Source organism: Acidithrix ferrooxidans (assembly GCF_000949295.1).
In the GTDB taxonomy this organism is placed as follows: Bacteria; Actinomycetota; Acidimicrobiia; order Acidimicrobiales; family Acidimicrobiaceae; genus Acidithrix; species Acidithrix ferrooxidans.
On sequence record NZ_JXYS01000039.1, the window covers coordinates 1 to 12,055 of the forward strand.

At 47.5% G+C, this 12,055-nt stretch carries 9 protein-coding genes; 2 read left to right on the top strand and 7 right to left on the bottom strand.

The features are described 5' to 3' along the window. Positions 1-189: 189 nt before the first annotated feature. Positions 190-462: a hypothetical protein gene (locus AXFE_RS07990; protein ID WP_052604141.1), complete on the bottom strand. Its 273-nt coding sequence runs from the start codon at positions 460-462 to the stop codon at positions 190-192. A 278-nt stretch (positions 463-740) separates the two neighbouring features. Between AXFE_RS07990 and AXFE_RS07995 the strand changes: the two genes are divergently transcribed. Next, positions 741-1,655: an RNA-guided endonuclease TnpB family protein gene (locus AXFE_RS07995; RefSeq protein WP_082058576.1), complete on the top strand. Its 915-nt coding sequence runs from the start codon at positions 741-743 to the stop codon at positions 1,653-1,655. A 123-nt stretch (positions 1,656-1,778) separates the two neighbouring features. Here AXFE_RS07995 and AXFE_RS08000 read toward each other — a convergent pair whose 3' ends face one another. The 4 genes from AXFE_RS08000 to nadC all read right to left on the bottom strand — a co-directional run bounded on the left by AXFE_RS08000 (position 1,779) and on the right by nadC (position 8,042). Further along, positions 1,779-4,385 (bottom strand): pyridoxal phosphate-dependent decarboxylase family protein, encoded by a 2,607-nt coding sequence (locus AXFE_RS08000; protein ID WP_052605361.1) that lies wholly within the window; start codon positions 4,383-4,385, stop codon positions 1,779-1,781. A 257-nt stretch (positions 4,386-4,642) separates the two neighbouring features. Next, positions 4,643-6,142, bottom strand: a complete 1,500-nt coding sequence (locus AXFE_RS08005; RefSeq protein ID WP_200891222.1) for an L-aspartate oxidase — start codon at positions 6,140-6,142, stop codon at positions 4,643-4,645. A 7-nt stretch (positions 6,143-6,149) separates the two neighbouring features. Continuing rightward, a complete protein-coding gene (nadA, locus tag AXFE_RS08010; RefSeq protein WP_052605362.1) occupies positions 6,150-7,073 on the bottom strand; it encodes a quinolinate synthase NadA in 924 nt (307 codons plus the stop codon). A gap of 129 nt (positions 7,074-7,202) precedes the next feature. Next, a complete protein-coding gene (gene nadC / locus AXFE_RS08015) occupies positions 7,203-8,042 on the bottom strand; it encodes a carboxylating nicotinate-nucleotide diphosphorylase (RefSeq protein ID WP_052605363.1) in 840 nt (279 codons plus the stop codon). A 538-nt stretch (positions 8,043-8,580) separates the two neighbouring features. On the opposite strand from nadC, the gene AXFE_RS08020 reads away from it, so the two are divergent. Then, positions 8,581-9,969, top strand: a complete 1,389-nt coding sequence (locus tag AXFE_RS08020; RefSeq protein WP_052605364.1) for an FtsW/RodA/SpoVE family cell cycle protein — start codon at positions 8,581-8,583, stop codon at positions 9,967-9,969. A gap of 744 nt (positions 9,970-10,713) precedes the next feature. On the opposite strand, the gene AXFE_RS21390 is transcribed toward AXFE_RS08020, so the two are convergent. Together AXFE_RS21390 and AXFE_RS21395 are read right to left on the bottom strand one after the other, a co-directional pair. Beyond that, positions 10,714-10,983 carry an integrase core domain-containing protein gene (locus tag AXFE_RS21390; RefSeq protein WP_052605365.1) on the bottom strand — a complete coding sequence of 90 codons (270 nt, stop codon included), beginning with the start codon at positions 10,981-10,983 and terminating at the stop codon, positions 10,714-10,716. A 225-nt stretch (positions 10,984-11,208) separates the two neighbouring features. Beyond that, on the bottom strand, positions 11,209-11,517 hold the full coding sequence (locus AXFE_RS21395) for a transposase (protein ID WP_407071674.1): 309 nt from the start codon (positions 11,515-11,517) through the stop codon (positions 11,209-11,211). Between the last annotated feature and the right edge of the window lie 538 nt (positions 11,518-12,055).

Below are 12,055 nucleotides of genomic sequence, written 5' to 3' on the forward strand. Positions count from 1 at the left end.
ATATTTAGCCAAGTCGCTCGTGTGACTATTTAGGTCCCATCCTTGAGTGGTTGAGCCACCAAGGACAACTGTTTTCATGTGATCGGTAAGAAATGCATCGGTTATGCCACCAAAGTAATAAAGAGCATTGATCAAACAGGTAGAAAAGCCATAGATGTCAGCTGTTAGGGCAAACTCTAGATAGACCCTTTAGCTATAACCCATTGTCACCATAAGTCCAGCGATGTTTCTCCTTGTTCCTCGGTGATCGTCATAACCAAAGAGTCCCCAATCAAGTTGAATCTGAGCTCCCGGTTTGCTTTCATAGCGAATGGTCGCCTTGGCGTGAGGTCGAATATTTGGTTTGATAGATTTTACGTAATTACGGATCGTCGTTTCTTTAGAGCTATAGCCCAAAGGTTCTATTCGAGAGAGTATCGCTGGAGCACTGATCAATCCGTCTTTGACAAAACCATCAATCATCTCCTTATAGAGGACCTAAGTTTTGATCCCCTAGGCGCTCTAGGTGGTTTAGTTTCGCACATTGCTCCATCACGAACGTACTTAGCTACAGTATTCCTAGATACACCGGCAAGTTTAGATATTTCGTGATAGCTGTGTCCTTGTGATCTTAATTCAATTAAATTCATTAATGTCCTGCCCTTCAGCATTTGATGACTCCTCCGTGGTTTTGAATGTTCCACAGACAAGTCTTACTGGAGGGTGGGTCAATTTAATGTTGCTGATCCTGGGTCAATTTAATGTTGCTGGCAACAGCTCGTCTACTCAAGCGCACTCTATCACAGAGATGGGGTCGGTTGTTCGTCTCCTGCCAGCTCGCGATCAAGACAAGCGTAGTTACTCCACCGTCTGCAACTATGTCCAAGAAAGACCCCCGCGCCGGTGTCGATCTAGGACTAAGGTCACTTGCTACTATCGCAGACAGCAATGGCGGCATAACAGCTATTCCTAACCCAACTCCGCTCAGAGCTACTATGAATGAGCGTCGTAGGGTTGGGCGCAATCTCACCCGACGGATACCCGGATCACACGGTCACAGGCAAGCGAAAGCCAAGCTTGTCAAGTTAGTCCGTAAAGCCGTATACGTCCGTCGTGAAAGTATCCATCAGTTAACCTGTTACCTGGTGGATAACTACAGCGAAGTTAAGATTGAAGACCTTAACATCGCTGCCATGGGTCGAAGTATGGGAAGACGGGCATTGCGCCGTTCGGTATCTGATGCCGGACTCGGAGCCTTCAAACCAACGCTTACCTATAAGGCCGAACGTGCCGGAGTCAAGGTAGTCGTTGTAGATCGCTTCTTTCCCTCGTCGCAAATCCACCACAACTGCACAGGCAGACTCACGGGTGCAAAGCTCGCAAAGAGACTTATCTGTGATACTTGTCATGTTGAGGTGGATCGAGATGAGAATGCTTCATTGAATATCCGCGACTGGTCGGTTATCAGTTGTGGGCCAGTTGGGTCCAGCGCCCTGCCCGTTCCCAGGCCATTTGGTACAGGCGGCAGTTGCGATGATGGGATGACTCATCATCGCAAGAGAGAACGTAAGACCGCTAGCAATACTGGCGGTGCTCAAAGAGGCAAGAACGACCCTCGGGCGAGTGAGAATGAAGCCCGAGGGAAGAACCTTGAAAAAGGTGCATCTAGTGAGTAGACTCACCATTTATCATTCAGATGCAACGGACTGCTAGCCATCAATCAATAGGGCTTTCGCGCCAGCATTTAATTCACAGAACTAAGTTCGCCTTTTAGCCCCGAGGCCACCAAAGTCGATCAATTACCCAAGAGGCATTTGGATAAGTTTTTCCGTCTCCATCTGAGCCACTCGGCTAAACTCCAGAATAAATTCTCGAAGAATCTCTACTCGTCGTCGCTTAGCTAAAGTTATTAGGTAGGGATTCATAACGGTCGAACGCAAAACCACTACCCCACTTCGGCGATACGATGCCTCGCCATCAGTGATTCCGGCCGCCTCAATAAAAGTTCTCATCGTCGGGTAGCTATAGGCTGGTTGGGCAAAGGTCGTCTTGGAGAGAAAGAAGGGTTGCGAGTAGCTGTACTCCCTTTCACCATGTTCAGCCTGTATTGAAAAATGCTTATAGACCCGATTTGTAAGATCGCACATACCCTCTAAAGTACGATCCCCCTTGGCTCTAACCCCAAAGATAATAATATTTGTATCTGGCGGCTTGGATTTGCCATCTTCCCTTGCATAAGTGAGCACCTCAAAGTCTCGTCGAATCCCTGTGGCGTCTAGCGCTTCATTTAAATTCGACAGCCATTCAAAGAGTTCCCTTGCTGCGAGCCACGACGATCGCACGATCTTGCCATGATTTAGCCGATCCAATGGAATCAACTCAGTATTTAGCCAAAGAGCGGTAGCTGGGAAGCTGGGGCGTGAACCCTCGAGAGTGTAGGGGGCAAAGGCCTCGGTTGCTATCAACCCTACCTTGGCCCGATCTCCCGGCTTGGCCGTCTCGACGAGATGTCTTGGAGGTAGGTGTAATATTCTTGCATCTGCAACCGAAGTAATATAAGGCGCTTTTTGTCTAACCAGTAGTCTGACCCAGTCATTTCGAAATGCTACTGCACCGCATGGGTAATTCACATACCCCATCTTGTGGGGATCTACGGTGACAGAATCCGCTAGTGCAATTGCATCTATCGCCCCAACGATCGCGCTATCTGAAAAGGCCACCTCAACCGACTTGTGAAAGTGAGCTTCCCTCCTTCTCTCGTAGTCGAAGTTAGAGAGAACAAGCTCAATCTCTCCCGAAAGATCGCTAACCATCTCACTAGAAGCGCAACTACCCAAGTCATCTGGAGGCAACGCAGTTCCTTTGGAGTCAGCGTCACCATCTCTCAATTGATTGACAACCGATAAGAGCAAGTCCAGCGCAGTTGCAACCGAACTTAGTTCCCGACCAGCCAGGGCCTCTAATGCAGAGGATGAGTAGTGCAAGAACAAGACGTCGCTATCACCTTCGCCAAATAAAAGATCATCTAGTGCTTGGATTAAACGAACGACCTTCTCGACAAAATGATCTGTTATTGTCGGCTTGACCTCATCAACTTCGAACACCAATAACTCGAACTCGCCATCTAATAATTCCAAAGACGCTATTGAAACCAAAGAGTTCAAATCGTCGATCACGCGCTCAGAGGCCGCCTTGATGAGCAAAGTCCTAAAGAACCCTCCCCAGGCAGCGTCCACATGTACCCAAAAACTGATGCCCTTTGTTTGCATTCTTTGTCGCAACTCAATAATCTTATCGACAGGGTCTATCGCACCCTCTTCTGTCGTACCAGCAATTCCAATTACACAAAGCGGAATTCGCCCCTTTTTGGTCGCGTCTAGAATCTTCAACTCAAGGTCGTTGATATCTAAACGAAAGGTCGAATTCATCTCAACTGGGACCAAACAGTCCTTGCCAAGGCCCAAGAGATCAAGCGCCTTTGAGATTGAGTAGTGGGCTGCTCCAGAGACAAAGATCGCAGGCGGGAAGTCAACTAAGCAACGCGCCATCCCATTAGCAAGGCTGTACTTGGAATCACTCTCCAAAAAGCGCCATGCCATATCAGCAATTTCATTATCTGATGGGCCATCCTGGCCTCGGGGAGAGCCCATCTTTTGCTTTATCGCCTCTAAATATCTAGAGATCAAAGCCAATGACTCACTAGGTTCGATATTGAGCAGCTCTTGAGGGTCAACCTCAGAAATATTTCGCATGCCAACAAGGCCATCTTCGCCGATGACGTTAACTTTGAGTTCGAGAGCCCGCGCGATTGCGGTATCACGCACCGATAGCGGAAAATACTTTACAGCTCGAGCCACCCAAAGCGATTCGATATTGGCGACAGTTCCCCCGGAAGTCAAATGACACCAAGCATATTCAAATGAGAGCATCTTGTGATATTCGTCCAAAGAAGCTTGGGTGACGACCCGAGGTGGATCGGGAGGAGGGGTAAATCCTATCATTCCAAGCAGCCGATTACAGGCGTCAATCTCATATTCAAGAGTCACTGCTCCGGTCTCAGAGGTGACGTTGTTTGAGTTGTACAAAAGACCAGCAAGAGAACCGACCAGGGCGGGAATAGTGGTCTCTCCCTGTTGGTGAGCTATATAACGAGGAGAATAAAATGGGAAACTCCGTCGTAGTCGCCCTAGCATCTCACTCAAACGCTCTTGAAGATCACTCCGTTCGTCGATGAAATCATGCGCCTCGGACGGGGAGATAACCGTGGGATCTGACGGATAGTAGTTGCGCCTCCAGTGAAAATAATCATCCAAGACCGTCCCGAAAAGTTCCTTTATAAACTGCGAGTTTTCACCCTTTGGACCTGGAAAATACGCGAGAAAATTCTCCTTTGAAATCTCTGACATTCAGCCATACCCCCACAAAACCATTCAAATATGCAAGCTCTAGAAAACTCTAATAGCATATGGAGTCCCATTCGGATACGAACGATAATATTTTTAAGATCTCAGCGCAATTTTCGACCACCAGAGACGAAAATGAAAACCTTTACCAAGATACCAAAGATATGGTGGCTGGTAAAGCGAGAATTTACCGCCGAAGATTTCTAATTATACGACTTTATCTTTCTATTGTGACGATCCCAAAGACACCAATGAGTTGGTTAAATTCCAAATGGAACTAAAGAGATTGAATCCTTAGTTTGATCGACATGAAATGCAATACTGGAGAGATGATCGAAATCCTCTCGATAATGAGCACCTCGAGATTCCTGTCTTGCCAGCGCACCCGAAAGGACTAACTTTCCTACCTCTAGCAGATTCAGGGTCTCCACCTCACTTGGAAGTGAGGTTTCAAATGACTCAAAAAGGTTCAACCGTCTCCTGCCGTCTTGAATTTCAACGCCATTTCTCAAAACCGATGCACAGGAGGTCATAATCTGTTGAATCTGAGGACGCAAATAAAGGTCAAGACCGCCAACAAAAGGAGGGGCATCATCACAATGCCCGGGAACCTCGAGTTCCTTTAGAGCTGTTCTAGCTGCCCTTGCACCCATTACCAGCCCCTCTAACAGTGAATTTGACGCTAGGCGATTCGCACCGTGCAGTCCAGTGCTTGCGACTTCTCCTGCAGCAAACAAGCCAGCAACGGTAGTTCTTCCGTGACTATCGGTGCTTACTCCACCCATTTGATAGTGGGCAGCAGGCGAAATCGGCACTGGCGACGACAGAGGGTTTAATCCAAGGTCAACACAAGAGGCATAGACCGTAGGGAATGAGTTCGCAAGGTCTCCCACTGGACGCAGGTCTAAAAAGACACCACCACTTGAGCGCTCTTCATTGATTACTGCACGCGCAACAACATCACGAGGTGCCAATTCACCCAAAGGGTCGTAACGAGTCATAAAGCGCTCACCATTTTTGTTGAGCAATATGGCACCTTCGCCTCGGCAAGCCTCAGAGATAAGAGAACCATCCATAAGTGCCGTAGGGTGAAACTGAGCTAATTCGATATTTCTGATGGTGGCGCCTGCCTTCAATGCAAGCACTATGCCATCACCAGTTGCCTCTGGGGGATTTGTTGTAACGGAAAAGAGCTGGCCTGAGCCACCTGTGGCAAGGACTACCGAGGCTGCAGTAATCTTTATCAACTCTTGATTAGGACCAAAAGCCCAAGCGCCCATGACAGACTCGTCCTCTGCCGCTCTCAGACCAACGACAAAGTGGCGCTCTAGCGAGGTTATTCGGCCAATAAGTTTGCTATGCAAAAATTTCAAGAGGAAGAGACCAGAACGATCGCCTCCGATATGCTTGACTCTCGGTCGTGAATGTCCACCTTCTAGTGCCAGCTCAGGGTCAAAGTCCATACCCAACTCCTTGAGTAGCGCCAGATGTTCCAGAGATTCACCAAGAATCTCCCGCGTTACCGTCGGGTCACTCAAGCCACGACCAGCACGAAGGGTATCCTCGAGGTGCGACGGAATATCATCTCGGCCATCAGGGAACGCAATACCGCCTTGGGCCCATTGAGTGGATCCAGAGACAAGTTCGGTCTTCGTAACAAGCATCACCCTAGCGCCCATCGAAGAGGCCAGCAAAGCTCCATAGGCTCCCGCTACGCCACTTCCAATAATCAAAAGGTCAGTTTCAATCTCTTCAAACACAGACTGACTAACCAATTGAGATCATGGCTTCGATTGCCCCTAGTGCAGCCCTTGCGATCTCCTCGTCCACCGACACAACATATTTGTCCTCGACCAAAGAGTCATATATCTTTTCAAGGGTGATCATCTTCATATATTGACAGATAGCACTTTCTTTGACGGGTAAAAACTTTTTACCTGGCGCCATCTTGTTCAACCGATGAATGATACCGACTTCCGTAGCAATCACAAATTCTGTCCGGTCGGACGCCTTAGCGTAGGTCACCATCCCTTCAGTTGAAAGCATTTTGGCATCGGGCTTCAAGTACAGACAAGAGCTTCCACAGGAGCATTCAGGGTGTATCAAAAACTCGGCGTCTGGATGCGCTTCAAGAGTCTCGCGAATCTCTTTATCTCCAATTCCGCCATGCACGTGACATTCTCCCATCCAAACGTGCATCTTGATGCCAGTGACACGCTCTACGTGAGCTCCAAGAAACATATCAGGCAGAAAAAATATCGGTCGAGTTGCATCTAAAGATTGCACAACTGCAACAGCGTTAGCGCTAGTTACGCAGACATCGGCCAGGGCCTTTACCTCTGCGGATGTATTGACATAAGCAACCACTTGCCCGTTAGGATTTTCATCCCGCCACTCCTGGACGTCCTTTGCGCTTATCGTGTCAGCCAAAGAACATCCAGCATCTAAATCTGGAATCAATACCGTCTTTTTAGGATTCAAAATCGCGGCGGTTTCGGCCATAAAGTGAACGCCAGCAAAGACAATGATGTCGGCCGAAGTGTTGGCCGCCACTCGGGAAAGGCCAAGTGAATCTCCTACAAAGTCTGCCACATCCTGAACTTCGGGACGTTCGTATGAATGAGCTAGGATAACTGCATTCCGCTTCTTCTTCAACTCCATAATCTCTTGCGAGAGATCAATGCTCAACATAATTCGCTCCCTATGCCTTAAGCACATGCGGTTGTAGTCATTAAGACTAGTACCTATCGATAATCATACACCAAGCAAGCTTTACCTTGCCATTCGCTTAGGATCCATTGTTGGTATGCACTATTGCTGCTATGAGATATCCAATGAGATGTCGATCGCATTTGCGGAGTGAGTCAGGGCACCTACTGAGATCAAATCAACGCCGATACGGGACACTTGAGCAATCCGACTCAACACCATATTTCCGCTAGCCTCGACCAGGACTCTGCCTGCAACGATTCGAACTGCTTCCTCTGTAGATCTATCGTCCATATTATCCAACAAGACTCCATCGGCTCCGCTTTCAAGAGCCTCTTGAAGCTCGTCCAAATTAGAGACTTCAACCTCGACTTTTAGATAATGAGGCGCATTTGCCTTGGCAGCCATCGTAGCTGCTCGCACTGATCCCAAGGATTCGATGTGGTTATCTTTGATTAAGATCCCATCGAATAGGCCAAACCTGTGATTCACGCCACCACCAACTTTGACCGCATACTTCTCCAAATACCTAAGACCAGGAGTGGTCTTGCGAGAATCGGCGATCTTCGCCTTTGTCCCACGAGCCTCTGCCACAAAAGTAGATGTCATAGTAGAGATTCCGCTCAATCTTTGAATTAGATTCAAAGATAACCTCTCGCTAGCCAAGATAGATCGAAGATTTCCCCTGACCCGGGCGAGCACTTCACCATTGCGAACATGGCTACCTTCGTCAACTTCCAATTCAAAGAAGACATCTGAATCGATAGTTCGAAAGATCTCTCGGGCGATCGGCAGGCCTGAAATAATCGCGTCGCCTTTAGAGACGAATACAGCCTCGCCAGATCTCTCATTAGGAATGGTGAGTATTGACGTAATGTCACCTGCTCCTAGATCCTCTTCGATCCATCGAGATATATCACCGCGTAAGTGGCGAAAGTCTAATTGCGTCATTCAAACGACTCCAGTTCAATTCTGTCTTGGGGCGCCAACTGCTTTTTGCCTAAGATTGAATTCATCCTAGACGTCAACTAGGATCCCTCAAATAAATAGTGAAAACCAGGCAAAAAATTAGCCCGGCGCATAATGCAAGTCTTTTATAGATTTCTATCAAACAAAGCCCCCACTAAAAGATAGGGGCCTAGTTGCGACAAATTACCTATTACACCACCTGCAAAACGAGCTGGCTAATCTGAATTCGTATTCAGAAATCTTTTGCCTCCAATTTCCCTGCCCACGCCAGAAGAACCAGGCATTAAGGGATCTGATCTAGCAATGAAGACCAAACGTCTGTGGTGGCCAGAGGCGAAATAGTAGAGGTCAAAGTGCCAAAGATAGATTCGACCAAGGACATCGTCAAACCTTGGCAATGGTCATAACGTGGCCATAACTCGTGTTAGCTTGGAATCGTGTTATCATAGACGCCAACGGTTCGGAATAATTGCGCTAATTTATCACTGCGCTAACCTACACCCAGAAAAGGAGTCCGTTTTTGGGTTCAAGAATTGCCGCAATGGGGCAAATTCCACAACGAGCTAATGTCAAACGCTATACCCGGCAGCGAAAGAGCGAGCTCGGTATGCTGCTACTTGCATCTGGGATTACAATTCTTGCCTTTCTTTTAGCATCGCTAGGCATCAATTCCGCCCTACCCTCCAACCTGATCATCGTCCTAGTCGCCATGGTCGCATTGCCACTTGTTGTCCACATTGCAAATCTCTTTTTGGCACCCTATGCTGATCCAGCGCTGATGCCCATTGTCGCCCTCTTAAACGGTCTGGGCTACGTGATGATCGCACGTCTAGATCCACAAGAAGCACTTCTTCAAGGGGTTTGGGCCACTTTGGGCGTGATAGCCTATATTTCAACACTAATAATAGTAAATCGATCTGAAATTTTGGACCGATATAGATTCCTCCTGGCGCTTTCGGGACTGCTGCTATTAGTTCTGCCGCTAGCACCAGGAATAGGGCAAAATATAAATGGCGCCAGGTTGTGGATAAGACTGGGACCGGTCAGCTTTCAGCCTGTAGAAATTGCCAAGCTAAATCTCGCAATATTTTTTGCCTCCTACTTCATTGAAAAACGCGACGTGTTGGGCGCCATGGGGAGTCGTTTGAGCCTCCGAGAATCGCTAAATATACGAATCTTAGGACCCATTGCCACTGCGTGGATTGCATCGCTTCTAGTCATGACTCTCGAGCGAGATGTTGGCTTTTCGTTGATGCTCTTTTTAGTCTTCATCATCACGATATGGATGGCGACTTCTAGAATTCGCTACCTCTTTGGTGGCAGCATTTTGTTTGTCCTTGGAGCGCTTGGCGCCTCTAATCTTTTTACACAGGTCAACGTAAGAGTAACTATCTGGATAGACCCATGGAAGTACGCCCAAGGAATAGGGTATCAGATCGTCCAGGCCCAATATGCTCTGGCTGCAGGTGGGATCTCTGGTACCGGTCTCGGGAGGGGTCACCCCACAATCATTCCTGTTGTAACGTCAGACTTCATCTTTGCCGCTATCGGTGAAGAGATGGGGCTCTTGGGAACCAGCGCAATAGTGATGGCCTTCCTACTCATAGTTGGAATCGGAATCAGAGCCGCACTGCGAGCAAAGAGCCCTTTTGGCTCCCTAATCGCGGCTATCTTCACTATGATAATTGGTCTTCAATCGTTTTTCATAATGGGTGGAATCGTGCGGCTGCTACCCCTTACCGGAGTGACCTTACCATTTGTTGCCTATGGCGGATCATCGTTGATCTCAAATTACATTCTGATTTCGATCCTTATGAGAATTAGCGATGAAGGTAATCGCCCAGACGAGCTCGAAAATGAACTCAAATCCAGACGATCTTTACTTAGCCGCAGGGCCAAAACCGCATAGGCCAACCTTAAAGATTAACCCTTTGGGCCACGCCACTTCTTCCTAAATTCACCATAGGACTAAAAGGATCTAACTTAAAGTCAAGGTAGAAAGTACCCAGAACGACCGCGATCTGGCTCGGCCCAATCACCTTCAACGTCGTGGAGACAAATTGTGGCCAGAGATACCGTAGCCTGAGATATTGCAAGAATGCACCTGACCGACTAGGTGCAATGTATGGCAATTTTTTCTAGAACAATAACACTATCTCCCCAGGGCCTCTATTACCAACTTGGATTTGCGCTATCGTTATGAGTTGTCTGCATCATCAGGCATTGCAACAAATTGCATACATAGGTCCTGATATCTTTAAACATTCGCCTTGAAAGTCACCATGACTTTCCTAAACAAACGCACGGCATGATCCCCAAAATCCGCCTAAGCCTCATTCGGAACTTTAACTTTAATTTACAAAAGATCCCAAACCGTGTGTAGTCAATTGAACCAACGGGAGCGTAATCCCCTACCGTAAGGGAGGGGTCAAGCGACCTCGTTCTTTCTTGGTCTCCCTGATTTACCTCTTGGGAGTTTCTGGTTTTCTATGTACTTCTTCACTTCCTCTAATGGGGACCCGCCACCAAGAAAATTAATCACGAACCATACGGAATAGCAATTCTCAAAGTATGTTTAAAAACCTATTCAACACGAACGGAACATTGCTCATTACCACTAGCAATCGTCCACAACTCAATCAACCTTTCTTCCTCAAACCCTCACGAAACACGCCGGAGCGTACCAACCTCGTCGTTTATACGACTTGGTAAGCACCATTCGTTGGTCTTGTGCGGTGAGTTCTAGGAATCGTGTCGGAGATAGGTATCCAAGAGAGCTGTGACTTCTAAATTCATTGAAGTCATCGCTATAGATATCTAGCAGCGCTTGTGCTTCTTCGACGCTCTCGAATAGATCGCCGTTGAGAAATTCATCTCTTAATCTGGAATTGAAAGATTCAACTCTGACCCCATAAAGCTGCACTGGGCCATGGAGATACGGGTTCGGTAGGCATAAGGGTTACGCCCATTTCAATTGACCATTCCGAAAGAGCTTTCGAGATGAACTCTGGTCCGTTGTCACACCTTATTTAGATAGGATGACCTCGGCTTGCTACGATATCATCCAGGACGGCAATAACCCCTAGTGAATCGATCGATCTGGCTGTTATTGACGCTAGGGCTTCCCTCACAACCTAGGGCTTGACTATTAATCAATGATACTAAAGGATCTTGATAGTACGAGTATCGGTTGTCTGGTCGAATTGAAAGTCAAGTGCCCATGAAACGTTTTTCTCCAGAGGAACGTGGTAGCCCATGGATTGTCGTGACTAGAAGATGCTTTACCAACGGTCGACTTCTTCTTATTTTTATAGGGTACCTTCAAGCCGGCTTGTCGCCAAAGAGACCTTACCTTTTTGATATTGACATGGTATCCCTTGTCTATGACGTAGCGATATGCTCTTTTGTAACCTTGAGCTTTGTGTTCTAGGACAAACGTTCTAAGGAATTGCGTGATCTCTTCGTCTAGATCTGCACTTTTGCGTTCAGGTGCTACGGTACGCTGCGTAGAACGATTTTGACCTGCTACTTTGCAGGCTCGTCTCTTTAGAAACCCCGAATCGTATCTGTAGTTTGTGAACTACCATACGACGACGATTCGGGGTTAGAAGTTTCTTATCGTCACCTCCTTAAGCATGGAGACATCAAGAGTTAGGTCGGCAACGATGCTCTTTAGACGACGGTTCTTTAGATTCAAGTTCCTTGAGTAAGCTTTACTTTGGTTCCCTTCAATGCAGCGTAGGTACTCTTCCATCGGTGCCAGGTCGTCTCGGTAAGTGCAGCGCCTTAGGGCTTTTATGGCAAAGCGGCAACTTCACTTATGGTTGCACCGTCATTTAGCATCTTGTCCCCTTCGGCGATCTTCTTGCGCACCTGCGCCCTGCTTACCTTGAGTAGAACGGGTATGCCTTTTGGACTTCACAATAATTTCCTCCATCTACATTATGGATACAAAGCTCACATTAGTAGCGGATCAATTAAATGGGGGCCTTCCA